Annotated in this window: 27 protein-coding genes and 1 pseudogene; 14 read left to right on the plus strand and 14 right to left on the minus strand. The window is 66.7% G+C overall.

Going from position 1 to position 25,357, the window contains the following annotated elements:
* Positions 1-216 precede the first annotated feature (216 nt).
* Positions 217-1,464: an acyl-CoA dehydrogenase family protein gene (locus MFF21_RS17525; protein ID WP_238312580.1), complete on the minus strand. Its 1,248-nt coding sequence runs from the start codon at positions 1,462-1,464 to the stop codon at positions 217-219.
* 203 nt (positions 1,465-1,667) lie between these two features.
* Here MFF21_RS17525 and MFF21_RS17530 point away from each other — a divergent pair, with 203 nt between their 5' ends.
* Complete coding sequence (locus tag MFF21_RS17530; RefSeq protein WP_238312581.1) at positions 1,668-2,687, plus strand: helix-turn-helix domain-containing protein; 1,020 nt, start codon at positions 1,668-1,670, stop codon at positions 2,685-2,687.
* 476 nt (positions 2,688-3,163) lie between these two features.
* On the opposite strand, the gene MFF21_RS17535 is transcribed toward MFF21_RS17530, so the two are convergent.
* Together MFF21_RS17535 and MFF21_RS17540 are read right to left on the minus strand one after the other, a co-directional pair.
* Entirely contained in the window at positions 3,164-3,373 is a 210-nt protein-coding gene (locus MFF21_RS17535) for a hypothetical protein (protein WP_238312582.1), read from the minus strand.
* Positions 3,374-3,474: 101 nt separating this feature from the next.
* Positions 3,475-3,752: pseudogene (locus MFF21_RS17540) on the minus strand (IS630 family transposase); the annotation flags it as partial.
* Positions 3,753-3,846: 94 nt separating this feature from the next.
* On the opposite strand from MFF21_RS17540, the gene MFF21_RS17545 reads away from it, so the two are divergent.
* The gene (locus tag MFF21_RS17545; protein ID WP_238312583.1) at positions 3,847-4,581 is read left to right on the plus strand and encodes a competence/damage-inducible protein A; all 735 of its coding nucleotides are present in this window, start codon (positions 3,847-3,849) and stop codon (positions 4,579-4,581) included.
* Between the two features lie 85 nt (positions 4,582-4,666).
* The gene (locus MFF21_RS17550) at positions 4,667-5,545 is read left to right on the plus strand and encodes a formate/nitrite transporter family protein (protein ID WP_238312584.1); all 879 of its coding nucleotides are present in this window, start codon (positions 4,667-4,669) and stop codon (positions 5,543-5,545) included.
* A 16-nt stretch (positions 5,546-5,561) separates the two neighbouring features.
* Here MFF21_RS17550 and MFF21_RS17555 read toward each other — a convergent pair whose 3' ends face one another.
* Positions 5,562-7,073: a glucosamine inositolphosphorylceramide transferase family protein gene (locus tag MFF21_RS17555; protein ID WP_308445689.1), complete on the minus strand. Its 1,512-nt coding sequence runs from the start codon at positions 7,071-7,073 to the stop codon at positions 5,562-5,564.
* Between the two features lie 269 nt (positions 7,074-7,342).
* Between MFF21_RS17555 and msrA the strand changes: the two genes are divergently transcribed.
* Both msrA and MFF21_RS17565 read left to right on the plus strand, forming a co-directional pair.
* Complete coding sequence (gene msrA, locus MFF21_RS17560) at positions 7,343-8,005, plus strand: peptide-methionine (S)-S-oxide reductase MsrA (RefSeq protein WP_238312586.1); 663 nt, start codon at positions 7,343-7,345, stop codon at positions 8,003-8,005.
* An 81-nt stretch (positions 8,006-8,086) separates the two neighbouring features.
* On the plus strand, positions 8,087-8,590 hold the full coding sequence (locus MFF21_RS17565) for a TIGR00645 family protein (protein WP_238312587.1): 504 nt from the start codon (positions 8,087-8,089) through the stop codon (positions 8,588-8,590).
* Positions 8,591-8,817: 227 nt separating this feature from the next.
* Here MFF21_RS17565 and mepA read toward each other — a convergent pair whose 3' ends face one another.
* A complete protein-coding gene (gene mepA / locus MFF21_RS17570) occupies positions 8,818-9,747 on the minus strand; it encodes a penicillin-insensitive murein endopeptidase (protein ID WP_238312588.1) in 930 nt (309 codons plus the stop codon).
* A gap of 97 nt (positions 9,748-9,844) precedes the next feature.
* Between mepA and MFF21_RS17575 the strand changes: the two genes are divergently transcribed.
* On the plus strand, positions 9,845-10,225 hold the full coding sequence (locus MFF21_RS17575) for a PRC-barrel domain-containing protein (RefSeq protein ID WP_238312589.1): 381 nt from the start codon (positions 9,845-9,847) through the stop codon (positions 10,223-10,225).
* 19 nt (positions 10,226-10,244) lie between these two features.
* On the opposite strand, the gene MFF21_RS17580 is transcribed toward MFF21_RS17575, so the two are convergent.
* A complete protein-coding gene (locus MFF21_RS17580) occupies positions 10,245-10,592 on the minus strand; it encodes a PetM family of cytochrome b6f complex subunit 7 (RefSeq protein ID WP_238312590.1) in 348 nt (115 codons plus the stop codon).
* Between the two features lie 179 nt (positions 10,593-10,771).
* Between MFF21_RS17580 and MFF21_RS17585 the strand changes: the two genes are divergently transcribed.
* Both MFF21_RS17585 and MFF21_RS17590 read left to right on the plus strand, forming a co-directional pair.
* The gene (locus MFF21_RS17585; RefSeq protein WP_238312591.1) at positions 10,772-11,482 is read left to right on the plus strand and encodes an HAD family hydrolase; all 711 of its coding nucleotides are present in this window, start codon (positions 10,772-10,774) and stop codon (positions 11,480-11,482) included.
* 383 nt (positions 11,483-11,865) lie between these two features.
* Positions 11,866-12,117 (plus strand): hypothetical protein, encoded by a 252-nt coding sequence (locus MFF21_RS17590; protein ID WP_238312592.1) that lies wholly within the window; start codon positions 11,866-11,868, stop codon positions 12,115-12,117.
* Positions 12,118-12,186: 69 nt separating this feature from the next.
* Here the strand turns inward: MFF21_RS17590 and MFF21_RS17595 are convergent, their stop codons facing one another.
* The 3 genes from MFF21_RS17595 to argH all read right to left on the minus strand — a co-directional run bounded on the left by MFF21_RS17595 (position 12,187) and on the right by argH (position 14,799).
* Complete coding sequence (locus tag MFF21_RS17595; protein ID WP_373325048.1) at positions 12,187-12,876, minus strand: invasion associated locus B family protein; 690 nt, start codon at positions 12,874-12,876, stop codon at positions 12,187-12,189.
* A gap of 134 nt (positions 12,877-13,010) precedes the next feature.
* A complete protein-coding gene (locus MFF21_RS17600; RefSeq protein ID WP_238312594.1) occupies positions 13,011-13,310 on the minus strand; it encodes a hypothetical protein in 300 nt (99 codons plus the stop codon).
* A gap of 97 nt (positions 13,311-13,407) precedes the next feature.
* Positions 13,408-14,799: an argininosuccinate lyase gene (gene argH / locus MFF21_RS17605; RefSeq protein ID WP_238312595.1), complete on the minus strand. Its 1,392-nt coding sequence runs from the start codon at positions 14,797-14,799 to the stop codon at positions 13,408-13,410.
* Between the two features lie 69 nt (positions 14,800-14,868).
* Here argH and tlpA point away from each other — a divergent pair, with 69 nt between their 5' ends.
* The 6 genes from tlpA (at position 14,869) to MFF21_RS17635 (ending at position 20,128) form a co-directional block, all read left to right on the plus strand.
* A complete protein-coding gene (tlpA, locus tag MFF21_RS17610; RefSeq protein WP_238312596.1) occupies positions 14,869-15,510 on the plus strand; it encodes a thiol:disulfide interchange protein TlpA in 642 nt (213 codons plus the stop codon).
* A 249-nt stretch (positions 15,511-15,759) separates the two neighbouring features.
* The gene (locus MFF21_RS17615) at positions 15,760-16,380 is read left to right on the plus strand and encodes an acyloxyacyl hydrolase (RefSeq protein WP_238312597.1); all 621 of its coding nucleotides are present in this window, start codon (positions 15,760-15,762) and stop codon (positions 16,378-16,380) included.
* Between the two features lie 102 nt (positions 16,381-16,482).
* The gene (locus MFF21_RS17620; protein ID WP_238312598.1) at positions 16,483-17,055 is read left to right on the plus strand and encodes a cob(I)yrinic acid a,c-diamide adenosyltransferase; all 573 of its coding nucleotides are present in this window, start codon (positions 16,483-16,485) and stop codon (positions 17,053-17,055) included.
* A 239-nt stretch (positions 17,056-17,294) separates the two neighbouring features.
* On the plus strand, positions 17,295-18,044 hold the full coding sequence (locus MFF21_RS17625) for an electron transfer flavoprotein subunit beta/FixA family protein (RefSeq protein WP_238312599.1): 750 nt from the start codon (positions 17,295-17,297) through the stop codon (positions 18,042-18,044).
* Positions 18,045-18,102: 58 nt separating this feature from the next.
* On the plus strand, positions 18,103-19,053 hold the full coding sequence (locus tag MFF21_RS17630; protein WP_238312600.1) for an electron transfer flavoprotein subunit alpha/FixB family protein: 951 nt from the start codon (positions 18,103-18,105) through the stop codon (positions 19,051-19,053).
* 193 nt (positions 19,054-19,246) lie between these two features.
* Positions 19,247-20,128, plus strand: a complete 882-nt coding sequence (locus MFF21_RS17635) for a 3-hydroxybutyryl-CoA dehydrogenase (protein ID WP_238312601.1) — start codon at positions 19,247-19,249, stop codon at positions 20,126-20,128.
* Positions 20,129-20,204: 76 nt separating this feature from the next.
* Here MFF21_RS17635 and MFF21_RS17640 read toward each other — a convergent pair whose 3' ends face one another.
* From MFF21_RS17640 to MFF21_RS17660, 5 genes are all read right to left on the minus strand, one after another.
* A complete protein-coding gene (locus MFF21_RS17640) occupies positions 20,205-20,486 on the minus strand; it encodes a hypothetical protein (protein WP_238312602.1) in 282 nt (93 codons plus the stop codon).
* A 157-nt stretch (positions 20,487-20,643) separates the two neighbouring features.
* Entirely contained in the window at positions 20,644-21,657 is a 1,014-nt protein-coding gene (locus MFF21_RS17645; RefSeq protein WP_238312603.1) for an NAD(P)H-quinone oxidoreductase, read from the minus strand.
* Between the two features lie 163 nt (positions 21,658-21,820).
* On the minus strand, positions 21,821-22,462 hold the full coding sequence (gene upp / locus MFF21_RS17650; RefSeq protein ID WP_238312604.1) for a uracil phosphoribosyltransferase: 642 nt from the start codon (positions 22,460-22,462) through the stop codon (positions 21,821-21,823).
* 127 nt (positions 22,463-22,589) lie between these two features.
* Complete coding sequence (locus MFF21_RS17655) at positions 22,590-23,780, minus strand: flagellin N-terminal helical domain-containing protein (RefSeq protein ID WP_238312605.1); 1,191 nt, start codon at positions 23,778-23,780, stop codon at positions 22,590-22,592.
* Between the two features lie 193 nt (positions 23,781-23,973).
* The gene (locus MFF21_RS17660) at positions 23,974-25,155 is read right to left on the minus strand and encodes a flagellin N-terminal helical domain-containing protein (protein WP_238312606.1); all 1,182 of its coding nucleotides are present in this window, start codon (positions 25,153-25,155) and stop codon (positions 23,974-23,976) included.
* Positions 25,156-25,357: the final 202 nt, after the last annotated feature.

Genomic DNA, 25,357 nt, shown 5'->3' on the forward strand with positions numbered 1-25,357 from the left:
ATACCCCCGAAGATTGTCGACAAATCGCAAGCGCTATCGCTTAAGATTCTCGAAGCATCTGCTTATCGAGCGAGTCCGCCTCCCAAGGAGGCGGCATTTTGTAGTATTGTGATAGAATGGGAATTTATTCAGTCGCTATCGAGCGGATAACCACTCGAATCTTATTGAAGCAACGCTAGCGACAGAGGGATGCTGACCCTGCGACGTGCTAGGATATCAGCCTCGTGCTTCAGCCGACTCCATCGGGTCGTAACCGCTGCTGCGGAAGAGTGTATGGAGCTGCCGGCGACGGACTCCCATGTTCCCGCCATCGTATAGCGGGAAGCAAATCGCGTCTTGCAGAAGACCCGCGAGAGGAAACATGTCAGTATAACTATCTATGCCGACAAGTCGCATCGCGTCATATACTGCCTGAACGCAAAGCTCTGAGGCATACACCTTTGTTATAATTGCAAGTTCTTGACTTTTTGTGCCAGAATGATCGAATTGGTGGCAGGCTTTCCAAGTCAGGTAGCGCGCCGCTTCAATTTTCATTTTTATGTCGGCCAACATGTAGCCAACATTTTGGTATTCGATCACCGGCACGCTGCCTGAGCGTTTGTCCGTCTTGGCGAATTGCAGCGCAACGTCGAAGGCGGTCCGCATGACGCCAACGCAGGCGGAGCCAATCAAAGCTGCTGTCCAAGAAAAGGCCGTCTCGACGATCTTGGCTCCCTCGCCGGGCTTTCCGATGATGTTGCTGGCCGGCACGCGCACACCATTGAAGTGCATTCGCGGCGAGTTGGTCGCGCGGTGTCCCATCGTATCAAGGATCCCCGCCACCTCGATCCCCGGAGCATCACCCGGCACGAGAATGACGGCGAGCGACTCATTGGGAGGAAGCGTCGGGTCGGTGCGACAGACCACGCTATAGAGATGGGCACCAGAACCATCCCAGCCCGACCCGTTGGTGGTGTAATGCTTCTTGCCGGTAATGACCCATGAATCTCCATCGCGGTGCGCGAAAGTCTGCACGCCAGCTGATGGATCGGGGCAGTTGTAGTTGGAGCCCCCCGTAACCTCGGTGAAGGCAAGCGCGGCGAGACGGGAGCCGTCTTCCGCGAAGTCGGGGAGGAAGCGCTGCTTCTGTTCCGGTGTTCCGAACCGCAAGAGAGGCTGAAGCCCGAGGCCGGTGCCAAGGAGTGCCGTGGGTGTGTTGATGTCGACGGCCGCTAATTCCTCGGCGGCGATTGCGAAATCGAGTGTGCTGACATTGGTGCCTCCAAACTCCTCCGGCAATAGTGCTTTGACAAATCCTGCCTCAACCATTGCCTCATAGAACGGGCGGATTGCGTAAAAACGGCGATCAGGCTCGGCAATCTTTGCAATGGTGGGCCCGACGCGGCGCAGAACGTCCGCGCCGAATGTACGTGCTCCGCTTTGAAGCGCCTTCTGCGTATCGCTGAGTGTGAAATCGATGGCCACCGTTCACCTCCCTGAGAGGCGGGATATCCGCCCGCTCGAGAAAGCTAGGCGCCTGACGAACGCGGCGTCTTGCACATTCGTGCAAATGTCGTTGCCGATATGTGCAGATAAACCGCCTCAAAGCAGCCGAAACCACATTGGCACGATCGTTGCTGAAAAAGACACAATGATTAAACGTCTTTATTACTACTTGAAAGTGTGCGATGAAGACATGGACAACTCAGGGTGAGCCCCTACATCATCAATTTGGCTTCTGGCGAGAGGTTCTCTGTGAAGCCTTCGTTGCCCTCGACCCAGTGCGCAAGACCAATGAGGCTGGCTTTCGCGGAATGGTCAGCTCTCGGGTATTGAGGGACACGCTGCATAACGACATCATGTCGGATGCTCAGTTCGTTAATCGAGGAATGAAAGAGATCCGCAGAGATCCGTGTGAGTATTATTTTGTAAATTTTCAGATAGATGGCTGTTGTATTGTCGAACAGGATGGAAAAGTATGCGAGGTTCGATCTGGTAATTTCGCCATCGTTGACACCACAAGACCATATTTTCTGGATATGCGGGATCAGTGGAGAATCCGGTCGTTTCGCATCCCCCGCCATCAACTCTCTCCGAGGTTAGCCAACCTCCGTCACTCAACAGCCCGCTGCATATCAGGAGCATCAGGGGCAGGATTGATTGCGGCGCAGTTCATGCGGTCGTTAGACATTATTGAAGAAAACTCTAGTCTAGACGTCCAAGACAATTTGAATCAATCATTGATTGCAGTCATAGCTGCCGCGTTAGGCTCTGCTCTAGAATTTGAGAATCGAGATTGTACACAGTCTCGCTTGGCAGTGAGACGCTCGATCGAGCGCTTTATCAGCGACAATCTGGCAGATCCATCGCTGTCACCGGATAAAATTTCGGCTAAATTCAAGATATCTCGACGACACCTTTACATGATTTTTGCTGATGATCCTAGCTCAATCAGCGAGACCATTCGTAAAATGCGCCTGGATCGATGCGCGCGCGATTTGACATATTATAAAAATGCCAATGTATTCGATATAGCCTTGCGGTGGGGCTTCAATGAGCCATCTCATTTTTCACGCATATTTAAGAGACAATTTGGAATGTGCCCAAAAGACTATGCATCAAGCCTGAAAACGACTAGAGCGGCATCCGATCAGCGCGCCGAGGAGCATACGCGATGCGGACGGGATCAAGTTACAAGGGATGACTGACTAGTGGCGGCCATGGGTAGCCGCCACGGGTCGCGCATACGCTTCGCTTATCATGTCGGCCGTTCTTGGCGCCAGAAAGCTACACCCAGAAGGCGAGCGCCGGGACCAAAAAGGACGATGTGCCAAGCAGGGTCACAACGGAGAAGACGATCATTCGCTTTATCCTCGTAATCTAGGGTAATTGCTTGAGAGAAAGCCGCTGATATCCGGCAAAATCCGTATACGCCCTTAGGTGCTTTGTGGACGTGCCGAAAGACACAATTTCCCACCAAGATGCGTCAGCCTGCGTCATCGACTCAACAACGAGGCGACCATCGACCGAGGCTCAGGCCAGCGGTGCTGCGCGACGTGCTCACCCGACGAGAAAGAGCATCCAACAAAGTGTCTTTACACACGCCGAGAATCGGACAAGGCGAGATATTCAATCATCAGGCCCCTCGCCAGATGCGCTGGCACGGCCGCAAAGCAGGATTGGTTCAAATTTTACCAATTAATGACATGACGATGGAGCCGACATGAAGCTCACCGTTCTTGCTGCCGCAGTCAGCATGGCAGCTTTCAGCCCAGCCCCCTCCTTCGCTCGGATTCTGCCAATATCGTTCGACGACGATGATTCGAAACAGACCATCAGAAGCGAACTGATCCAGAGGCAGAGTGAGGCGAAAATCTCGAAGGAAGTGGATCAAAAGAATCTCTTTGGACGTTTTATTTCCGCGAAACCAATCGCAACGGATATTTGCCCTAGCACAGAATAATATTCATCTCGACGTGGTGAAGTCCGGGCTGTAGGCGGCAGGTAGAGTAGCTTGGCCGCAATGGCCCCGCGCGCACCGGCCACCCTATGAGCCTGCCGGTTGTCGAGGGTGACGGTGTCGCCGGGTCTGAGCACGGGCACGAGCATGTCGGTGACGTAGGCCCGGAAGCAGGCACCGTTGGTCGCTCCATCAAACAGGGTGGTGGCACACGGGCCATCGCTGCGCAGGGCGGCGGGGCCCGACCGTGGCGGCGCGCCATGTCGGTGGCCGCCGCCGTCGCGTGGAGGAAGACCGGCCTGTCGGGATCGAGGGCGTCGGCACCCCGTTGCGCACCGGCAAAGGCTGGTGGCGGCCGGCATTTCCGCTAGCTTCTGCGGCGATCGTCCTCCACCTCAAGAGCCCCGATGCCCGACACCCTCGTTACCGCCGCCATCCTCGTCATCGGCGACGAGATCCTGTCCGGGCGCACCAAGGACAAGAACATCGGCGCCATCGCCGACCGCCTGACCGAAACGGGCATCGACCTGCGCGAGGTGCGCATCGTCCCCGACGAGCAGGCGGAGATCGTCGCCGCGGTGAACGCCCTGCGCGCGCGCTACACCTACCTGTTCACCACCGGCGGCATCGGCCCGACCCACGACGACATCACCGCCGACAGCGTCGCCGCCGCCTTCGGGGTCGGGATCGATGTCGACGAGCGCGCCCGGGCCATGCTGCTGGAGCGAATCAAGCCGGAGGACCTCAACGAGGCGCGCCTGCGCATGGCCCGCATCCCCTTCGGGGCCGACCTCATCGCCAACCCGATCTCGAAGGCGCCGGGCTTCCGCATCGGCAACGTCTTCGTCATGGCCGGCGTGCCGCAGATCATGAACGCCATGCTCGACGAGATCGTCCCGACGCTGACCTCGAACGCGCCGGTGATCTCGCGGACCCTCGAGGCCGCCAACACCCCAGAGGGCACCTTCGCCGGGGCCCTGGCGCTGATCGCCAAGGCCCATGCCAGCGTCTCGATCGGCTCCTATCCCTCGATGACGCCGCAGGGCTTCCTGAACCGCATCGTGGTGCGCGGGCGCGATGCCGCCGCGGTCGAGGCCGCCGCCACGGCGGTCGAGGCGATGCTGGCCGGGCTGACGCGATGAGTTAGGCGAAAATTCTTCCCTCTCGGAGCGGACGGGTCCTTTGTCGCGTTGAGGGGCACGCCTCCCCCCCCCCCGAGAGAGAACCATGGACGACGAGGAACGCGCCCGCGCCGCCGACAAGCGTCAGCACCAGGAGGAGGAGGTCGCCGGCGCCCACCGTCCCGATGCCCTGATCCTGCACGAGATCATCCGGCGCGAGGGCGAGGAGGAACTTCGGCGCACGGCGCTGGCCCTGTCCCTCTCCGGCTTCGCCGCCGGGCTCACGATGGGCTTCTCGCTGATCGTGCCCGGCGTGCTCAAGGCGCATCTGCCGGAATCGCCCTGGGCCGAGCTGGTCTCCAGCTTCGGCTACTCGATCGGCTTCCTGATCGTGGTGCTGGGGCGCCAGCAGCTCTTCACCGAGAACACCGTCACCCCGATCCTGCCGCTCCTGAACGAGCGCAGCCTCGGCAACCTCGCCCGGGTGGGGCGGCTCTGGGCCATCGTGCTGGCGACGAACATCGTCGCGACCTTCGTCATCGCCTCCGTGCTCGCCCATACCGACGCGTTCAAGCCGGAGGTGCGCGAGGCCTTCTCCGAATTGAGCCGCCACGTGGTCGAGTCGTCCTTCGTCACGACCCTGATCAAGGCCGTGTTCGCCGGCTGGCTGATCGCGCTGATGGTCTGGATCCTGCCCGCCACCGGCTCGGCGAGCCCCTTCGTGATCCTGCTGATGACCTGGCTCGTCTCGATGTGCGGCCTCGCCCACATCGTCGCCGGCTCCGTGGACGCCTTCTACCTCGTCCTGACCGGCGAGGCAGGCTTCGGAGACTATGCCTGGAGGTTCTTCCTGCCGACGCTGCTGGGCAACGTCTTCGGCGGCGTGACCCTCGTCTCCGTGCTGAATTACGGGCAGGTCGCGCCGGAGGTGGAGGAGAAGGAGAACCAGGACCGGATGCAGGCTTCCGCCGAGCGCGGCGCCTGAGGCGCTCCCCTCCCGGTCAGGCGCGCGCGCGCAGCAGCGGCAGGCGGGGAACGCGGGCCGAGCCGTCGATGAACTCGTAGCCGCCGGCCGCGCTCAGGGTGTGGAGGCGGGTGCCCGCCCAGAGCGGCCCCGCGGCGATCCGGGTCTCCACCGTCTGGCTGAACCCCTCCAGGTCGAGCCGGTCGATCCGCGCCAGCGCCAGGGCGTTGCCGTAGCCGAAGGTGCAGTCCTGGATCGGGCGGATCAGCTTGCCGCCGCGGGACACGATCGGCCCGGCCGGGCGGGCGGAGGCGATGTCGATGAGCACCGGGTTCTTCGGATGCGGCGTCCACGGCCCGCGGAAATCCGGGGCGGTCCAGAGATGCAGCGTGTCCGAGTAGGAGCCGTGCCCCGCGGGCGCGGTGGCGGGGGCGTGCCGGACGGTGGCGAAGAGCCACCAGCGGCCCCCATGCTCCAGCAGGGTCGCGTCGCTCGCCGCCACGCCCTCCACCAGCGTGCCCTGCTTGACCCAGCCGCCGGGGAAGGCCGTCGCCCGGTAGAGGTCGATGGTGCCGTTGGCGCAGCTCTCCGGCACCATCCAGTGGGCGCCCTCCCGCGCGAAGACGAAGGGATAGGAGAGGTGGTGGGGCTCCTCCAGCACCGGCTCCGGCCGCCCGACCGGCCCCTCCGGGCCGAAGCGCAGGGCGGAGATCACCGCCTTCCCGGTCGCGTGGATGTAATCCTCGACGAACAGGACGCAGCCGTCCCCCTGCGCCACGGCGAAGGGATCGGCGTAGAAGCGCAGCCCGTCATCCGGCAGGTCGGTCCAGCCGGTCCCGGGATGCCGGCGCAGGTCGATCAGGTCCGGGCCGTCCCGGAGGCGGCGCCAGCCCACGCGCCAATGCGGCGCCCGGTAGCAGAGATGATAGAGCCGCCGCGCGAGGCCCCGGGCGAGCATCCGCCCGCCCCGGCGGGCGAGGTCGAGCCGGGTGAGGTGGATCGGCGGCGGGGGCGGCGGCCGGGCGTCGAGGGTCGGTCCATGGCCCGCCACCGCCGCCTGGATCAGGGTGACGGTGCGGGCGAGCCCGTCCTCGAAGGCGGTGAGGATCAGGCCGCGCACCTCCGTCCCGAGCCGGCCGGCGCAGCGCGGGCGCTCCCCCTCGAACAGGGCCACCACCGGCACGCGATTGTCGAGGAGGCTCGCCAGCAGCCCGATCTCGCCGGGCATCCCGTCGAAGGCGAGGCGCCACACGGCCGGCGCGGCCTCGTCCGGCACGTCCCCGCACAGGTCGAGGATCACGTCCGGCGCTTCGGCCCCGGCCCGGGGCCATGGCGTGGCGACGGCCGGATCGAGACGCGCGGCGGGGCCGTCGGCGGGGATCCCGTTGAGCAGCGCTTCCAGGCGGAACAGCAGGTCGGCATTGCCGGGCCAGTCCTCGGCGGAGGGGCGCGGATCGATCTCCACCCGCAGGCCGGGCATGGCGGCGAGACGTGCGACGAGCTGCGCATGCCAGCGGCGGGGGCGGCGGCCGTCGTACCGAAGTCTCACTCGCACGGCGCGCCACTCACCCTTGCCACGACTCCCGTCCGCTGTCCGTCCTCCCCCGCCGCGCGGGGCGCACCGGGCAAGCGGCCGGAGACGCGCTCGGCAAGCCGCTCGCGGCAGGAATCCACCCTATGTCCGGCGAGTTACGATTTTGCTGAAGTGCGTCATGCGGCAAGGCTCGTCCCCGTGCCGCATCGCGGGCGGGCAGGCGCGACCCCATATAGGCGGGAGCCCGCCCCCACGCCCTCCAACGACGCAGGAAGGACGCCGCCATGCTGCTGTTCCGCAAACGCCCCGAGATGCCGAGCCCGGCCGAGACGCTTCCGGGCCGGCCGCAGCCGATCCCCACCAGCGAGCGGCATTTCGTCAACGGCAACCCGCTGAAGGGCCCCTACCCCGAGGGCATCGAGACGATCGTGCTCGGGCTCGGCTGCTTCTGGGGCGCCGAGCGCAAGTTCTGGCAATTGCCCGCGGGCGTCTACGTTACCGCGGTGGGCTATGCCGGGGGCACCACGCCCAACCCGACCTACGAGGAGGCCTGCTCGGGCCTGACGGGTCATACGGAGGCGGTCCTCGTCGCCTTCGATCCCGCTGTGCTGCCCCTCGAATCCGTGCTCAAGACCTTCTTCGAGAGCCACGACCCGACCCAGGGCTACCGCCAGGGCAACGACGTGGGCACCCAGTACCGCTCCGGCATCTACACCGCCGACGAAGCCCAGGCTGCGACCGCGCGGCGGGTGCGCGACGCCTATGCGACGGCGCTCGCCGCGAAGGGCTACGGGCCGATCACCACGGAGATCGCGCCGCTCGACCGGTTCTACTTCGCGGAGGGGTATCACCAGCAATATCTCGCCAAGAATCCCGGCGGCTATTGCGGCCTCGGCGGCACCGGCGTGTCCTGCCCCGTCGGCTCGGGAGTCGCGGCCGCGGAATAGGCGGTTCCAAGCTTCGCCGTCTTGCGGGCGGGCGAACCGTCTGCCACATCCCCCGCGTCCGACGCGGGGGATCACAAAAAAATGATCGAGCGCATCTTCGAGCGGTTCCTGTTCGCCTGCCGCTGGCTGCTGGCGCCCTTCTACGCGGCGCTGACGGTCGGCCTGTTCGTGCTCCTGGTGAAGCTGATCCAGGAGATCGGCCACTTCCTGCTGCACGCCTGGGAGTGGAACGAGTCGCAGACCATCCTGAGCGTGCTGACGCTGGTGGACCTTTCGTTCACCGCCTCGCTGCTCATCATCGTGATGTTCTCGGGCTACGAGAACTTCGTCTCCAAGTTCGACCATACGGACCATAAGGACTGGCCCGAATGGATGGGGACGATCGACTTCACCGGCCTCAAGCTGAAGCTGATCTCCTCGATCGTCGCGATCTCGGCGATCCAGCTGCTCAAGGCCTTCATGGACGTCACCAACAACTCCGACCGCGACCTCGCCTGGTATGTCGGCATCCACATGGTCTTCGTGGTCTCCGGTCTCCTCATGGCCCTGACCGACCGGATCTCGGCGGGGCATCACGAGAAGTGAGCGATGGCGCGGGGCCCGGTCCGGCCGGGTCGGGCCTTCCGCCATGATTTCGCTTCAGCGCGCTTCTTCGTATCCGTTTGCCCACGGAAAGACGGCGAGCCTCCATCCCGTCTCGGGCGAGCCGCATGGCCCAGGTCCAGCCGGGAAGGCTTCGCCAACGCCGCGATCGGAACCGCCCAGGCTTCGCTGATGACCCGGCACCGGACTTCCCCGGGTGCCGACGATCCTCACCGCGCGTGCAGCACGGCCCGGCAGGCATCGGGAAGCGCGGCCATCGTCATCGGGGGGCGGGGCTTGGGCGGGGTTTTGGGCTTGGGCGGGTTCATCACCGCGGGGCTGAACCAGTAGGCGAGCTCGGCGCCGCAGCCGTCGCCGGGGGGCGGCGGGGCCTGGTCGTCGCAGGATTCCTCGCCCCGCGGGCAGCTCAGCCGGATATGGTAATGGTAGTTGTGCCCGTACATCGGGCGCACCTTGTTGAGCCAGGCCCGGTCGCCCCCCGCCTCCCGGCAGAGCGCCTTCTTGATCGCCGGGTTGACGAAGATGCGCGCCACCTCCGGCTGGCGGGCGGTCATGCGGATCAGCGCCGTGTGCTGCGGCGTCCAGACATCGGGATCGATGTCGAGGCGGTCGGCCCGGACCACGTTGGTCGCCGAGGTCTCCTCCCGCTCCGCCCGGCTCAAGCGGCGGTCGGGCATCGGCGTCAGCCACACGTCCACGTCGAGGCCGAGCTGGTGCGAGGCGTGCCCGGTGAGCATGGGGCCGCCGCGGGGCTGCGACATGTCGCCGACGAGCAGGCCGGGCCAGCCGGCCTCCGGCGCCCGGGCGGCGAGCCGCTCGATGAAGTTCACGAGATGGGGCATCCCCCACATGCGGTTGCGCGAGGGGCGCATCACCTGCCAGGTCGCCCCGTCCATCGGCAGGGCCTCCCCGCCGGCGAAGCAGCCCTTGGCATAGGAACCGAAGGATTGGGGCGTGCCCCCCGTGGGCCCGGTCACCCGGCCGAACAGGGCCTTGGCCGGGGTCGAAGGATCGTCGGGATTGGCGAGCGGCGGCAGCGGTTTCGGATGGAGGCTGCCCTTGTCCTGGGCGGCCGCGCCCCCGGAGGCGGCCGCGAGCAGGGCGAGGGCGAGGAGAGCCGGTCGGGCGGGATGCGGCATCGTGGGAAGTTCGTCTCGCAGGCTGAGCGGGTCGCCGGAAACTGGCGCAGGGCTTGGAAGGTTTTAAGGCAGAGCCTCCCTGAATAGCGAGAGAGCCATGGAACCGCAGGCCCCGGAACCCGCCCCGCAGAACCGCCTGATCGCCAGCGACCGCGTCGTCGGCGCGGAGGTGCGCCGGCCCGACGGCAGCAAGGTCGGCCGGATCGAGCGGCTGATGCTCGACAAGCTCTCCGGCCGCGTCGCCTATGCGGTGATGAGCTTCGGCGGCTTCCTCGGGCTCGGCGAGGATTACTACACCCTGCCCTGGGGCATGCTGCGCTACGACCTGTCCTCCGAAGCCTATCTCGTCGACATCAGCGAGGAGCAGCTGCACAGCGCGCCGATCCGCTCGCCGGAGGGCGGCGACCCGGCCGACGAGCGGCAATGGGAGGAGCACGTCCACCGCTATTACAACGCCGCCCCGTATTGGGGGATCTGAGACGGCGTTCGCGGGCGGCTCAGGGCCGGGTCAGGAAGCCGATCGGCTCGCGGGCGGGCTGGCCGAGCCAGAGTAGGAAGGCGCCCAGGGCCAGGGCCACGGCGGCGGCCGGCGCGAGGGTGAGCGGCAGCACCAGGATCTTCCAGACGAGCGGGGCCGCCCCCTCCACCGCCTGCTGCAGCAGGGCGGATTTGTCCTTGGCGAGCGCGATCAGCAGGTCGCTCACCGAGGTGACACGGATCGTGTTGTTGGCGATGGAGCGGCTGCCGTCGTAGCAGGCCAGCACGAAGCCCCCGGCCAGCGACAGGTAACCCAGCGCCCGGGCGAGGAAGGGCAGCCCGAGGAAGTGGATCAACGACCGGAGCATGGTATCGGGCCTGGTCCCTTCCTGGCGGGGCTTCTGGCAAGGCGTCGGTGGCGTCCCAGGGTCTAGTGCGCTCGCCCCGGAAGGGAAAGCCGCTTCGGCACAGGCGGGTGAGACACCCTGACCATTGCCTAGCCGCCCGGCCCCGTGCCACGAGGCGGCCCATCGCGGCGGGGCTCGGCATGCACGGAAACGAGGGAGCGCGGCGGGGCGGGCCGGCCCTGGTGGTGTTCGATTGCGACGGCGTCCTCGTCGACAGCGAGCCGATCAGCCTGGCGACGCTCACGCGGGCTCTCAACGGGATCGGCCTCGCCACCGACATCGACCAGGTCCGCGAGCGCTTCGCCGGCACCTCGATGCGCTCGATCATGGAGCGCGTGCGGGCCGAGGACGGCCTGTCCGCCCCCGAGGGCTTCGTGGAGCGGGTGAAGGCGGAGACGCTGCGGGCCTTCGATGCGGAGCTCTCCGCGGTGGCCGGCGTCGCGGCGCTCCTGCGCGACCTCCCTCTGCCGTTCTGCGTCGCCTCCAGCAGCGACCCCGTGCGCCTGCGGCACAGCCTCGGGCTCACCGGCCTGCTGCCCTTCTTCGAGGGGCGCATCTTCTCCTCGACGGAGGTCGCCCGCGGAAAGCCCTTCCCGGACCTGTTCCTGCACGCCGCCGGCCGGATGGGGGCCGCCCCGGAGGCCTGCCTCGTGGTCGAGGACAGCGTGCCCGGCGTCCAGGCCGCCCGCGCCGCCGGGATGCGGGTGATCGGCTTCACGGGGGGCGGCCATTGGGGCCACGACCGCGGCGGCGCCGCCCTCTCGCAGGCCGGGGCCGATCCGGTCGTGGCGGATCATCCGGCGCTGGCGGCCCTGCTCGCGCCCGCCCGAACCGTCACGGTCGGAAGATGATCCTGAATCTCGACCGTCGACGTCCGAAGGATTTCCTTTTGCCGGAGAAGTTAGGAAGATCGTTCCGTTGATTTTCCGTTGCTGAAAGCGCACCTTATGACCGTGCAGCAGGCGCTGCGCCGCGGTGATTTGAAATGCATAGATTGCGCCGCGTCATCAAACGCTAAAGCATCACGAGGCCTCTGTGCATCGTGGTCCTTCATCGGCAGGAGGACTAACTTTGACCCATTCCAGTGACAGTTTTTCTTCAAGGCACCTTTCGATCGCCCTGCCGCTCCTGCGCATGCGCTGTTGTCGACCCTGATGCTGCCCGGTCGAACCCGGGCCCTGCTTCCCCCATCACATCGACAACCGGACCGATGCGTCCGCAGGAGTTCTTCACCATGCCCCGCAGCCAGGCCGCAGAGCCGACCCCGACCTTCGATCCCCTCTATGCCACCCGCCCGCCGCGGGTGATCGAGATCGGCGAGATCACCGCCGGCATCGCCGTGCCCGAGAATGGCGGCGTGCGCTTCTATTCCTCGGAGCGCAGCTTCGACGGGCTCGACGGCGCCCTGTTCCGCAGCGTCGAGCAGGCCGCCCGCGCCGCCCGCGAGCGCAGCCGCGCGCCCCGCGCCCGCCTGCGCGCCGCCTGAGCCTTCAGACCGGAGCGGGAGACAGCCCGGCGCCTCGGCGGCGCCGGGTTTTTTCATGCGCCGCGGGGGTCACTTGCACTCGTCGCGGGCGCGCTTCAGGGCCTCCGCGAAGCCGCCGAGGGCATATTCGTCGTTGGTCGGATTGCCGCGGGCGGAGGTGGTGCGGACATTGGCGACCTGCGCCCGGCCCAGATCGGTGACGATCTTGGCCTCCTCCGCCTGGTTCTGCACCCAGGCGTTCTCGTCCTTGACGACGAGGCCGTAACGGGTCGTACCGACCGTCAGGTAGGGGTCGCTCGGGGCGGCGGCCGCGCCGGCCTTGAGCTGGCTCGCCGCCGGCTTCGGCTTGAAGCCGAACATCACCGCGATCTCGCCCTGCGCGTTGACGCCCTTGTGCATCGTCACAAACAGGAAGCCGGTGTCGCGCTTCAGGGTCTTGGGCACCCGCGTCGAGGGCTGGGCGATGGCGTAGCAGAGCTTGTCCTTGCCCTGGAGGCTGGTGAACACGTTCCAGTCGCCGAAGGTCGCGAGCGGCATCGCCTGCTGCATGCCCGGCGGCGTCGCCGGCGCCGTCTCCTTCTTGGCCCGGCGGCCGCGCCGCTTCGAAGGCGAGGCCGGCTCCGCCTCGGGGGCCTGGGCCAGCTCCTGCGCCTTAAGGCCCTGGACCGAAACGGTCAGCCCCAGGCCGCCAAGCGGCAGGAAACCATACACAACAAGCGCGGCAGCCGCGCGACGGGAGGCACGAAGCGTCAAGGGGATCCTCTGGCTGTCTCGTGACGAGCGGATCCCCGCAGATATGGCAAAGATTGCGACCGATCGGGGGCGGCCGGGACCGCAACCGACCCGATCGGTTGCATTTTTGACGATTGCCCCCCTCAGAGAGAGGGAACGGCTCAGACCGCGTGCATCTCCGCCAGAACGGCGGCAGCGGGGATCGCGGCGAGCGGAACCTCCGGCAGGTCCTTCTCCGGAAGCGAGACGCTCGGCGGCGGCGCCTCGGCGGGCTTCACGGGCTTCGGGCGCTCCCGGGGAGCCGGATCGTTGTAGGGGGTGTTGTAGGCCTTGCGGATCGAGGCCCAGAAGGCCGCCCGCTCCGCATCGGTGAAACGGGCGAGACGCGTGTTGATCACCTCGGTGGCCTCCTGCGCCAGGGAGGGGGTTTCCTCGGGCGTGATCCAGCTCTCAACGGTCATCGACGGGTCTCCGTAGTTCGGGCCATCCGATAGCCAAGCTCACCTAGCTGGATCATGAACGCCGCATGGTGCAGTGCGTTCCCACCCCGGCGCGCGCCTACTTCTCCACAGGCGCGAGCTTGACGAGCCAGGCTTCGGCCTGGGCGCGCACGTTCTCCGGCGCCGTGCCGCCGTAGCTGACGCGGCTCGCCACCGAGTTCTCGACCCCAAGCACGGCGTAGATCGCGTCCGTGATGCGCGACTCGACCGCCTGCATCTCCTCGAGCGACAGCTCCTCCAGCCCGATCCCACGGGCCGAGGCCGCGCCGACGAGGCGGCCGGTGACGTGATGCGCCTCGCGGAAGGGCATGCCGAGCTCGCGCACGAGCCAGTCGGCCAGGTCCGTGGCGGTGGCATAGCCGGAGCCTGCGGCCTTCTTCAGCACCTCGGACACCGGCTCGAGGTCGCGCACCATGCCGGTCATGGCGGCGAGGCAGAGCGAGAGGGCCTGGAGCGCGTCGAAGGTGCCTTCCTTGTCCTCCTGCATGTCCTTCGAATAGGCGAGCGGCAGCCCCTTCATCACGATGAGCAGGCCGGTGAGCGCGCCGATGATGCGGCCCGCCTTGGCGCGGACCAGCTCCGCCGCGTCCGGGTTCCGCTTCTGCGGCATGATCGAGGAGCCGGTGGTGAAGCGGTCGGACAGCTTCACGAAGCCGAACTGCGCCGAGGTCCACACCACCAGTTCCTCCGCGAAGCGCGAGAGATGCACGGCGCAGATCGAGGCGGCGGAGAGCGCCTCCAGGGCGAAGTCGCGGTCGGCCACCGAATCGAGGGAATTGGCGGTCGGCCGGTCGAAGCCCAGAGCCGTGGCGGTAGCGTTGCGATCGATCGGGAAGGAGGTGCCGGCGAGCGCAGCGGCGCCGAGCGGACATTCGTTGAGCCGGGTGCGGGCGTCGCGGAAGCGGCCGCGGTCCCGGGCCAGCATCTCGACATAGGCGAGGCAATGGTGGCCGAAGGTGACCGGCTGGGCCGATTGCAGATGGGTGAAGCCCGGCATCACCGTGGCGGCGTGCTTCACGGCGGTCTCGGCCAAGGCCTTCTGCAAATCGGCGACCTGCTCGTCGAGGCCGTCCAGGGTGTCGCGCACCCACAGCTTCATGTCGGTGGCGACCTGGTCGTTGCGGGAGCGGGCGGTATGGAGCCGCCCGGCCGCCGGACCGACGATCTCGGTGAGCCGGCTCTCGACGGACATGTGGATGTCCTCGAGCTCGCGCTTGAACACGAAGGTGCCGGACTCGATCTCCGCCTGGACGCTCTTGAGGCCTTCCTCGATCGCTGCCACATCGGCAGCCGGCAAGATGCCCTGGCGTCCCAGCATCGCGACATGCGCCAGCGAGCCGCGGATGTCCTGGGGCGCGAGGCGCTTGTCGAAGCCGATCGACGCGTTGATCTCTTCCATGATCTCGGCGGGGCCGCTGGCGAAGCGGCCGCCCCACATCCGATTGCTCATGTCTGCTCTCACCTTCCCGTCGCGGCCCGGATCGAGGCCCTCGCCGCCCCCGCGGGGGCACGCGCGCTGATGGCCACCCGCACGATTCTCGCCGCAGGCGGCGCCCTCGCCGCCGTCGCGATCGTCGGGGTCGCCCTATACGGGAGCGGTTCCGGCCTCGGCAACCTCGCCGGCCTCGGGGCGGCCGCCCCCTGCGCGGAGGCCGCCCCCGTCGCGGCACGGCTCGACCCCCTCGCCCGTGGCGAACTCGCCGCCTTCCAGGCCTCCACGCGCCCGAAACCGGCCCCGGCGATCGCCTTCGACGGGCCGGACGGCCAAGAGACGGACCTCGCCGCCTCGAACGGGCGCACGCGGCTCGTGAATCTGTGGGCGACCTGGTGCGCCCCCTGCAAGGCGGAGATGCCGGCCCTCGACCGGCTCCAGGCCGAACTCGGCGGGTCGGATTTCGAGGTGCTGACGATCAATGTCGAGACGCGCAACCTCGACAAGCCGCCGGCTTGGCTCAAGGCGAACGGCATCGCGACTCTCGCCTATCACGGCGATCCCAAGGGCCGGGTGCTCCCGGTGGTCCAGTCGGCAGTCGGCTCCACCGGCCTGCCCACGACTTTGCTGATCGATCCGCGCGGCTGCACCCTCGGCGTGATCAAGGGACCGGCGGACTGGGCAAGCGCCGAGGGCAAGGCCCTGATCCGGGCCGCGCTCGGTCGGTAGCGGCCCACATGCCTTGAGCCCCGTGCGCCCTCCTCTCTCGCCCCTCCCTGCCAATGGGCGCAAAGTGGCGCGCGAGAAATCGAAAAACGCTTCGGGGCCATGCGGGGCGGCCCCAAGATTTCGTCACGAAGCCGTGAAGTGTGGCTTGGCGGCAGCACTAGGCGACCATCAGTTCCGCCCGGGATGAATCCCCGGGCCGGCGGTTGCAAGCCGTGGTAGTCCACTGCCGGATCAACCGGATCGGTCGAGATGAACAAGAAGCGCGCAAAGATCCTGGCCGGCGTTCTCGCCCTGTCCTCCACCACGGCCCTCCAGGCCGCCGATCTCGGCAGCCGCGCCCCGGCTCCGGTGCCCTACGTGGCCCCCGTTCAGCCCTACAGCATCGTCTCCGAGATCCGCATCGGCGGCGCCGTCCAGGACCCGGGCAGCGCCGAGCGCGACACCCAGAACATCAACGGCGAAATCCTGTTCAACAAGCCAGTGGTGAGCCTCGACCCGTTCTGGCAAGCCTTCGTGCCGCGCGCGACCGTCGGCGGCAGCTACAATTTCGGCGGCCGCACCAGCTACGCCTATATCGGCGCGACCTGGACCGCCGACCTCTTCCCCGAGACCTTCGACCGCCGCGTCTTCATCGAAGGCTTCTTCGGCGGCGCCGCCCATAATGGGCATACCGGGCCCAAGACCCTCGAGAACCTGACGCTGAACGCGCTCGGCTGCTCGCCCCTGTTCCGCGAGGCGGCCGCCCTCGGCTTCCGCCTCACCGAGCACTGGAGCATCATGGCCACCGTCGAGCACATGTCGAATGCCGGCCTGTGCGTGAACAACCGTGGCCTGACCAATTTCGGCGGCAAGATCGGCTACACCTTCTGATCGAAGGCAGTTTCACCGCTTGAAGGCCTGCGGAGCGCGTGAGATCAGCGCCCCGCGGGCTTTTTCATGCCTGCTTCGCAAAAGCCGCAGGGAGGCACCGCCTTGGTCAAGCTGAACCGCATCTACACGCGCACCGGCGACAAGGGCACGACCGGCCTCGCCAACGGGGAGCGGCGCTCCAAGGACGACCTGCGGGTCGAGGCCTACGGCACGGTCGACGAGACCAATGCCTGCATCGGGCTGGCCCGCCTGCATGCGGAGCCGAAGCTCGACGCCCTGCTCGCCGCGATCCAGAACGATCTGTTCGATCTCGGCGCCGATCTCGCCACGCCGCCGAGCGAGGAGCCCCTCGGCTACGAGCCCCTGCGCATCGTCCCCTCGCAGGTGACCCGGCTCGAGACCGAGATCGACGCGCTGAACGCCGACCTCGCCCCCCTCAAGTCCTTCGTGCTGCCCGGCGGCTCCCCCGCTGCGGCGGCCCTGCACCTCGCCCGTACGGTCTGCCGGCGGGCCGAGCGCCTCGTCGTGTCGCTGAGCGCGATCGAGTCCGAAAAGATCTCGCCGGAAGCCCTGCAATACCTCAACCGGCTCTCGGATTTCCTGTTCGTGGCGGGGCGAGTCGCCAACGGCAACGGCGCCGACGACGTGCTCTGGGTGCCCGGCAAGAACCGCTGACGCGACCTCGCGCGGCCGGGCCTGGATCCGGAAAAGTTCCAAGTCTGCGAAGCGGATAACGAATGCAATTCCGCCCTCCGCACAGGGGCTGCCCTCTCGGTCCAACGCTGCGTTGACAAGCGGGAAATCGCGTCGCTACGGTCCCGCCGCCTTGAACACCGAAGTTTGATCGCCGCTGATCGAAGGGCCGCCCGATGCAGGGCGCGGTCCGCCCTCGCGGCGCGGAGGAAGCGACCGTCATGAAGGTTCTGGTGCCCGTGAAGCGGGTTGTCGACTACAACGTCAAGATCCGCGTGAAGGCGGACGGATCGGGCGTCGAACTCGCCAACGTCAAGATGTCGATGAACCCCTTCGACGAGATCGCCGTCGAGGAGGCGATCCGCCTGAAGGAGAAGGGCACGGTCACCGAGATCGTCGCCGTCTCCATCGGCCCGCAGCAGGCCCAGGAGACGCTGCGCACGGCGCTGGCCATGGGCGCCGATCGGGCGATCCTGGTGAAGACCGACGTCACCTGCGAGCCGCTGGCGGTGGCCAAGCTCCTCAAGGCCGTGGTCGAGAAGGAAAGCCCGCAGCTCGTCATCCTCGGCAAGCAGGCGATCGACGACGATTCCAACCAGACCGGCCAGATGCTCGCCGCCCTGCTCGGCTGGCCACAGGGCACCTTCGCCTACAAGATCGAGACCGCCGATGGCAGCCTCGACGTGACCCGCGAGGTCGATGGCGGCCTGCAGACGGTCACCCTCAAGCTGCCGGCGATCGTCACCACGGACCTGCGCCTCAACGAGCCGCGCTACGCCTCCCTGCCCAACATCATGAAGGCGAAGAAGAAGCCCCTCGAGGAGCTGGCGCCCGAAGCGCTGGGCGTCGACGTGACCCCGAAGCTCAAGGTGCTCAAGACCGCCGAGCCCCCGGGCCGCTCCGCCGGCGTGAAGGTCGGCTCCGTCGCCGAGCTCGTCGCGAAGCTGAAGGACGAAGCGTCCGTCCTCTAACGCCCCCCGCGCGCTCCCGCGACCGGTCGCAGCGCGCCAACCCCTTCGAGGTCATCCCATGACGACACTGCTCTACGTCGAGCACGCCGAGTCCCAGATCAAGGACGGCACGCTCAAGGCCCTCACCGCCGCCAAGGAACTGGGCGCCCCGATCCACGCCCTGGTGCTCGGCTCCAACAGCAAGGGCGCGGCGGAAGCCGCCGCCAAGCTCGACGGCGTCGAGAAGGTGCTGAATGCCGAGGACGCGGCCTACGATCACGACCTCGCCGAGACCAGCGCCGCCCTGATCGCGGCGATTGCCGGCCCTTACGACGCCATCGTCGCCTCCGCCTCCACCACCGGCAAGAACACCCTGCCGCGGGTGGCCGCGCTCCTCGACGTCGCCCAGGTCTCCGACATCATCAAGGTGGTCTCGGCCGATACCTTCGAGCGGCCGATCTATGCCGGCAACGCCATCCAGACGGTGCAGGCGCCCGCGGGCAAGAAGGTGATCACCGTGCGCACGGCCGCCTTCAAGGCCACCGGCGAGGGCGGCAGCCCGGCCCCGATCGAGACGGTATCGGCCCCCGCGCCGGATTCCCTCGGCGCTGCCTACAAGAGCGAAGAGATCGCGAAGTCCGACCGTCCGGAGCTGGCCTCGGCCAAGATCATCGTCTCCGGCGGACGGGCGCTCGGCTCCTCCGACAAGTTCAAGGAAGTGATCGAGCCGCTCGCCGACGCCTTCGGCGCGGCGGTGGGCGCCTCCCGCGCCGCGGTCGATGCCGGCTACGCCCCGAACGACTGGCAGGTCGGCCAGACCGGCAAGGTCGTTGCCCCCGACCTCTACGTGGCGGTGGGCATCTCCGGCGCGATCCAGCATCTGGCCGGCATGAAGGATTCCAAGGTCATCGTCGCGATCAACAAGGACGAGGACGCGCCGATCTTTCAGGTGGCCGATTACGGCCTGGTGGGCGACCTCTTCACCATCGTGCCCGAATTGAAGGAGGCCGTCGCCAAGGCGAAGGGCTGACACGGGACCGATCCGGCCCGGCGCATCCGCGACGCCAGGCCGGATTTTGTATTTTCAGCCGGAATGGGGGCTTCTTCTCAGCAGGAAATGCTCTACGAAACCGGTTTGACGTGATTGTTGCGGCGCCGCATTCTGGCCGGGCGAGACGGCCGGTCCAACACGGCATCGCCGTAACCGGGGCGCGGATCGGGACATGGGTATCGAGATCAAAACCGTTGGCGTGATCGGCTCCGGGCAGATGGGCAACGGCATCGCCCATGTCTGCGCCGTCGCTGGACTCGATGTCTGCCTGAACGACCGGGAGCCGGAGCGGATCGAGGCCGGCCTCGCCCTGATCGACGCGAATCTCGCCCGGCAGGTCCAGAAGGGCACGCTCACGGACGGGCAGCGCCTCGAGGCCATGGGCCGGATCAAGCCGGCCAAGAGCTTCGGCGATCTCGGCGGCTGCGACCTCGTGATCGAGGCGGCCACCGAGGACGAGAGCACCAAGCGCCAGATCTTCCAGACGCTCTGCAGTTCCCTGCATCCGGACGCGATCGTCGCCACCAACACCTCGTCGATCTCGATCACGCGTCTGGCCGCCGCCACGGACCGGCCGGAGCGCTTCATCGGCATCCACTTCATGAACCCGGTGCCGGTGATGCAGCTCGTGGAGCTGATCCGCGGCATCGCCACCGAGGACGCGACCTACGAGTCGGCCAAGGTCTTCATCGGCAAGCTCGGCAAGACGCCGACCATGTCGGAGGATTTCCCGGCCTTCATCGTCAACCGCATCCTGCTGCCGATGATCAACGAGGCGATCTACACGCTCTACGAGGGCGTGGGCTCGGTCGAGGCGATCGACACCGCCATGCGGCTCGGCGCCAACCACCCGATGGGGCCGCTCCAGCTCGCCGACTTCATCGGCCTGGATACCTGCCTCTCGGTGATGCAGGTGCTCTACGAGGGGCTGGCCGATTCGAAGTATCGTCCCTGCCCGCTCCTGGTGAAATACGTCGAGGCCGGCTGGCTCGGCCGCAAGACCAAGCGCGGCTTCTACGATTATCGCGGCGAGACCCCGATCCCGACCCGCTGATGGTTCGACACCCTCTCGAAAAGAAACGGCGCGCGGGTCGGACCCGCGCGCCGTTCTCGTTCGAGCGGTCCCGCGCCTACTGCGCGTTCGGCTTGGCTGGGACCGGGTTGGCCGGGTTCTCCGCCGGGGTGGCCGTGGGAGCCGGCGAGGACTTGTTGCCGTTGACCGAGCCCGTGGTCAGTTCCCGGGCCGAATCCTGGCTCTGGGAGGCATGGTCCTTCGTGGCGTCGGTGCCGGACCATGTCAGCATGCCGACCATGTAGATCGCGAGCAGCGCCAGGCTGCCGATCAGCACGTAGAGGACCGGGCGGCCCCGCCGCCCCTGGCGCGCCTCGGTCGTGGTCTCGATTTCAGCCATCTCTACCTCATCCTGCGAAGCCACCGTGCCGGCCGAGCCGACACGAAATCGTGATGTTCGGCCAACGTATGGCTTCGCAGGAGAGTTCCGGCTCGCGGCCTGTTCGCGAAAGGTGGCCGACGACTTTCGCCAAGATGCGGAAAGATCAGCCGCTGCCTCAGCGGCCGGTGACGAGGAGGATCTTGCCGAGATGCGCGCTCGTCTCCATGAGCGCATGGGCCTTCTCCGCCTCCTCCAGAGGGAAGGTGGCGTGGATGACCGGCTTGACCTTGCCCGCCTCGAGGAGCGGCCAGACATCCTTGCGCAGGCCCTCGGCGATCGCCGCCTTGGCCTCCTTGGCCTGGGCCCGGAGCGTCGCGCCGGTGAGAGTGAGGCGCTTGAGCATGATCGGGGTCAGCGTCAGGCTGTCGACCTTGTAGCCCTTCATGAAGGCGATCATGACGAGGCGGCCCTCCACCGCTAGCGAGGCGACGTTCTTCGGCAGGTAGGCGGCCCCGACCATGTCGAGGATCACGTCGACCCCCCTCCCCTCGGTGAGCCGCTTCACCTCCTCCGCGAAATCCGCCTCGCGGTAATTGATGGCGGCATCCGCGCCGAGCGCCTCGCAGAAGGCGCATTTCTCCGCCGAGCCCGCGGTGGTGATGACCTTGGCCCCATGCGCCTTGGCGAGCTGGATCGCGGTCGAGCCGATGCCGCTCGAACCGCCATGCACGAGGAAGGTCTCCCCGGGCTGCAGGCGGGCGCGCTGCATCACCGTGCTGTAGACGGTGAAGAAGGTCTCCGGCACGCCGGCCGCCTCGATCAGCGACAAGGGCTTGGGCCTGGGAAGGCACTGGCCGGCTTCGGCGACGGCGAACTCGGCATAGCCGCCGCTGATCACCAGGGCGCAGACCTCCTCGCCCTGCGAGAAGCCGCCCACGCCCTCGCCCAGGGCGACGATGCGCCCGGCGACTTCGAGGCCTGGGATCTCGGTGGCGCCCTTCGGCGGCGGATAATGGCCCTGACGCTGCATCACGTCCGGCCGGTTCACCCCGGCGGCGGCGACCTCGATCAGCACCTGCCCCGGGCCGGGCCGCGGCACCGGGGCCGCCTCGACGCGGATGACCTCCGGGCCGCCCGCCTCCGCGAAGCGGATCTGGCGCATGGTCTCGGGCAGCGGGTTCGACGGCATCGGGTGTCCTCCTCCGAGGCCCGCAGCCGTGCCCGAGCCTTCGAGGCGGGACGCGTCTCCGGGCCTTCGTTCTGATGCTCTCGCGCGCGCCGGATCGGCGTCCGGTCCGGCGGAGAACGTTCTCGTCGCGGCCTATGATCCGCTTGGCAAGCCCGGCGGGGTCTCAGCGCGTGCCGTACATCCGGTCGCCGGCATCGCCCAGTCCGGGCGTGATGTAGCCGTGGTCGTTGAGCCGATCGTCGATCGCGGCCGTCCAGAGCGGCACCTCGGGATGGGCCTCCTGCAGGCGCGCGATGCCCTCGGGCGCCGCGAGCAGGCAGACGAAGCGCAGATCTTTGGCCCCGCGGCTCTTCAGCCGGTCGATCGCCGCGACCGCGGAATTGGCAGTGGCGAGCATGGGATCGAGCACCAGCACCGTGCGGTCGGCGAGATCGGAAGGCGACTTGAAATAGTACTCGACCGCCTGGAGCGTGTCGGGATCGCGATAGAGCCCGACATGGGCGACGCGGGCCGAGGGCATCAGCGAGAGCATGCCGTCGAGGAAGCCGACGCCGGCCCGCAGGATCGGGGCAAGGACGAGCTTCTTGCCGGCGATCTGCCGGCCCTCCATCGGCTGGAGCGGCGTCTCGATAGTCACGGGCTCCAGGGGCAGGTCGCGGGTCACCTCGTAGGCGAGCAGCATCCCGATCTCGTTGAGGAGTTCGCGGAACCCCTTGGTGGAGCGCGAGACGTCGCGCATCAGGGTCAGCTTGTGCTGGACCAGGGGGTGATCGACCACCGTCACCTTCGCCGCAGCTGCCGTCATCGCCCGCTCCTTCTCTGCCCCGCCTTCCTACGCCAGGGCCGGGCGGAACTCCAAAGCCGGCGCCGCTTCTCCAAAAGAAAAAGCCGAGGCAAAGCCCCGGCCGTTTCCGCCTGCGGAGAAGGAAGGATCAGCGCAGGAGCTGCAGGATGCCCTGCTGCGCCTGGTTGGCCAGCGACAGCGCCGAGATGCCAAGCGACTGGCGGGTGGTCAGCGCCTGCGAATTCGCCGCTTCCTCGTTCAGGTCGGCGTTCGTCAGGTTCGACGCGCCGGTATCGAGGATGTTGACGAGCTTCTTGGTGAAGTCCTGACGGTTCTGCACGACCGAGAGGTTCGAACCGAAGGTCGAGCTCGCGGCACGCAAGGTATCGGAGGCCGTGCCGATGGCGGAGAGCGTCGACTTGATGTCCGCGTCGAGCAGGAAGCTGCCACGGCCGACATTAGTGCCGGAATCCGGGCCGATCGCCGTCAGCTTGAGGCCGTCGGAGGTCAGGTCCTGGCCCTGGATGTCGAGGTTCGCCGTGTCCTTCTCGTTGAAGGCGATGTGCAGCTTGTTCGAGGGGTCGCCGTTGCTGATCAGGTTGATGCCGTTGAAGCTCGCATCCTTGGCGAGCTGCGTGATCTGCACCAGAAGGCTGTTGTACTGCTCGGCGAGCTTGGCGCGGGTATCGACGCCGGCCACCGTCAGGTCGGAGCTCTTCCCCTGGACGGCGTTGCCAGTGCCGTACTTGGCCGCCGTCGAGCCGGTGCCCGCTGCGAAGCCAAGCGTGGTCTGGTCGGTGTTCGTCGCGAATTCCACGTCGGCGCTGGCGTTCAGCACGATCTTCTTGCCGGAGACGTCCTTCGAGAACATCGTGGAACCGGCGGCAGTGTTGAGCGTGGCGATGGCCGTGTCGATCGTGTCGCTCGTGGTGAGCGACGCGGACTTCACGGCGCCGTTCACGTAGAACTTCACGGTGGTGTTGGCAGACGGGGTCGCGAAATCCGTCGAGGCCGTACCGGTGGTCGAGAGCTGCGTCGAGAGCGCCTGGTTGGCGGTCGACTTGGCCGAGTCGATCAGCTTCTGGATCGAGGTGATGCCCTGGTTGGCCGCCTGGATCGTCTGAACGCCGTTCGAGATCGAATCGAGGAGCGCGCTCAGGTCGCCGGACCGGCTGCTGAAGCTCTGGGCGGTGAAGAAGTTCACCGGATTGTCCAGCGCCGAGGAGACCTTCAGGCCGGTACCGAGACGGTTCTGGGTCGTCGCGGTGAGCGTAGCCGTGTCCTGAAGGGAAAGAAGGTTCTGCCGGGTCGCAGCTGAGAGGGTGACGCTGGATGACATGGGATGCAATCCGTGGTGAGCACATGCCTATGTCGGCATTAGGGTTAATGCACCACGACTTGGTTTCCCGCAGGTTAACGCAACTTCGAATTTTGCTTGCCGTGCCGGGGTCTTGGCCCAAAATCACCGCGTCACGAACGAAACGGCCGGGTTTCCCCGGCCGTCTCTTCGAGATCTTCCGCCTCTGCCCGGATCAGCGCAGGAGCTGCAGGATGCCCTGCTGCGCCTGGTTGGCCAGCGACAGCGCCGAGATGCCAAGCGACTGGCGGGTGGTCAGCGCCTGCGAATTCGCCGCTTCCTCGTTCAGGTCCGCCGCGGTCAGGTTCGACGCACCCTGGTTGAGCACGTTGATGACCTGCTTGGTGAAGTCCTGACGGTTCTGCACGACCGAGAGGTTCGAACCGAAGGTCGAACTCGCGGCACGCAGGGTGTCCGAGGCCGTGCCCAGGCTCTTGATGGTCGAGTTGATGTCGGTATCGAGCAGGAACTTGCCCGTGCCGCTGCTGCCGAGGGTGATCGAGCTCAGCTTGAGGCCGTCGGAGGTCAGGTCCTGGCCCTGGACGTCGAGGTTCGCCGTGTCCTTCTCGTTGAAGGCGATGTGCAGCTTGTTCGACGTGTCACCGTTGCTGATCAGGTTCACGCCGTTGTAGCTCGAATCCTTGGCGAGCTGCGTGATCTGGGTCAGCAGGGCGTTGTACTGGTCGGCGAGCTTGGCGCGGGTATCGACACCGGCCACCGTGAGATCGGCGCTCTGGCCAACGGCGTCGTTACCCGTGCCGTACTTGGCCGTCGTGGAGGAACCGGTGCCGGCCGTGAAGCCGAGCGTGGTCTGGTCGGCGGTCGTCGCGAATTCCACGTCGGCGCTGGAGTTCAGCACGATCTTCTTGCCGGTGGTGTCCTTCGAGAACATCGTCGAGCCGGCCTGCGTGTTGAGCGTCGCGATGGCCGTGTCGATCGTGTCGCTCGTGGTGAGCGAAGCGGACTTCGCGGTGCCGTTCACGTAGAACTTCACGGTGGTGTTGGCAGACGGGGTCGCGAAAGCCGTCGAGGCCGTGCCGGTGGTCGACAGCTGCGTCGAGAGCGCCTGGTTGGCGGTCGACTTGGCCGAGTCGATCAGCTTCTGGATCGAGGTGATGCCCTGGTTGGCCGCCTGGATCGTCTGAACGCCGTTCGAGATCGAATCGAGGAGGCCGCCGAGATCCGAGGCGCGGTTCGACAGGGAGCGGGAGGTGAAGTAGTTGACCGGGCTGTCGAGGGCAGAGGCCACCTTCAGGCCCGTGGACAGGCGGTTCTGGGTCGTCGCGGTCAGCGAGGCGGTGTCCTGCAGCGAGAGCAGGTTCTGGCGGACGGCGGCGGTGAGGTTGACGGAAGCCATGGTGGGTAGATCCTTCTGATCTGATGCACCCCGTTCTGGAGTGACCCGACTTCAAGCCGCCGCGGCCTTCCGAAACCTTACTTCGATTGTCAGGATTTGCCGGGACCCCGGCTTCGTCTTCGATGTGGTTGACCGGTTCTTAGCCGATGTGGTTGACCGCTTCTTAATGGGCGTCGGGCCATATTCGGTCTCCACGACACGC

Source organism: Methylobacterium organophilum, from assembly GCF_022179465.1.
Lineage (GTDB): Bacteria > Pseudomonadota > Alphaproteobacteria > Rhizobiales > Beijerinckiaceae > Methylobacterium > Methylobacterium organophilum.

Excerpts from the sequence above, each read along its gene's own strand:
- MFF21_RS17655 (WP_238312605.1), bottom strand. The coding sequence starts at position 23,780 with ATGTCATCCAGCGTCACCCTCTCAGCTGCGACCCGGCAGAACCTTCTT.
- MFF21_RS17530 (WP_238312581.1), top strand. The coding sequence starts at position 1,668 with ATGAAGACATGGACAACTCAGGGTGAGCCCCTACATCATCAATTTGGC.
- MFF21_RS17660 (WP_238312606.1), bottom strand. The coding sequence starts at position 25,155 with ATGGCTTCCGTCAACCTCACCGCCGCCGTCCGCCAGAACCTGCTCTCG.
- MFF21_RS17645 (WP_238312603.1), bottom strand. The coding sequence starts at position 21,657 with ATGCCGTCGAACCCGCTGCCCGAGACCATGCGCCAGATCCGCTTCGCG.
- MFF21_RS17565 (WP_238312587.1), top strand. The coding sequence starts at position 8,087 with ATGATCGAGCGCATCTTCGAGCGGTTCCTGTTCGCCTGCCGCTGGCTG.
- tlpA (WP_238312596.1), top strand. The coding sequence starts at position 14,869 with ATGGCCACCCGCACGATTCTCGCCGCAGGCGGCGCCCTCGCCGCCGTC.
- upp (WP_238312604.1), bottom strand. The coding sequence starts at position 22,462 with ATGACGGCAGCTGCGGCGAAGGTGACGGTGGTCGATCACCCCCTGGTC.
- MFF21_RS17625 (WP_238312599.1), top strand. The coding sequence starts at position 17,295 with ATGAAGGTTCTGGTGCCCGTGAAGCGGGTTGTCGACTACAACGTCAAG.
- MFF21_RS17600 (WP_238312594.1), bottom strand. The coding sequence starts at position 13,310 with ATGACCGTTGAGAGCTGGATCACGCCCGAGGAAACCCCCTCCCTGGCG.
- MFF21_RS17640 (WP_238312602.1), bottom strand. The coding sequence starts at position 20,486 with ATGGCTGAAATCGAGACCACGACCGAGGCGCGCCAGGGGCGGCGGGGC.
- MFF21_RS17615 (WP_238312597.1), top strand. The coding sequence starts at position 15,760 with ATGAACAAGAAGCGCGCAAAGATCCTGGCCGGCGTTCTCGCCCTGTCC.
- argH (WP_238312595.1), bottom strand. The coding sequence starts at position 14,799 with ATGAGCAATCGGATGTGGGGCGGCCGCTTCGCCAGCGGCCCCGCCGAG.
- MFF21_RS17630 (WP_238312600.1), top strand. The coding sequence starts at position 18,103 with ATGACGACACTGCTCTACGTCGAGCACGCCGAGTCCCAGATCAAGGAC.
- MFF21_RS17575 (WP_238312589.1), top strand. The coding sequence starts at position 9,845 with ATGGAACCGCAGGCCCCGGAACCCGCCCCGCAGAACCGCCTGATCGCC.
- MFF21_RS17585 (WP_238312591.1), top strand. The coding sequence starts at position 10,772 with ATGCACGGAAACGAGGGAGCGCGGCGGGGCGGGCCGGCCCTGGTGGTG.
- msrA (WP_238312586.1), top strand. The coding sequence starts at position 7,343 with ATGCTGCTGTTCCGCAAACGCCCCGAGATGCCGAGCCCGGCCGAGACG.
- MFF21_RS17545 (WP_238312583.1), top strand. The coding sequence starts at position 3,847 with ATGCCCGACACCCTCGTTACCGCCGCCATCCTCGTCATCGGCGACGAG.
- mepA (WP_238312588.1), bottom strand. The coding sequence starts at position 9,747 with ATGCCGCATCCCGCCCGACCGGCTCTCCTCGCCCTCGCCCTGCTCGCG.
- MFF21_RS17590 (WP_238312592.1), top strand. The coding sequence starts at position 11,866 with ATGCCCCGCAGCCAGGCCGCAGAGCCGACCCCGACCTTCGATCCCCTC.
- MFF21_RS17550 (WP_238312584.1), top strand. The coding sequence starts at position 4,667 with ATGGACGACGAGGAACGCGCCCGCGCCGCCGACAAGCGTCAGCACCAG.
- MFF21_RS17580 (WP_238312590.1), bottom strand. The coding sequence starts at position 10,592 with ATGCTCCGGTCGTTGATCCACTTCCTCGGGCTGCCCTTCCTCGCCCGG.
- MFF21_RS17635 (WP_238312601.1), top strand. The coding sequence starts at position 19,247 with ATGGGTATCGAGATCAAAACCGTTGGCGTGATCGGCTCCGGGCAGATG.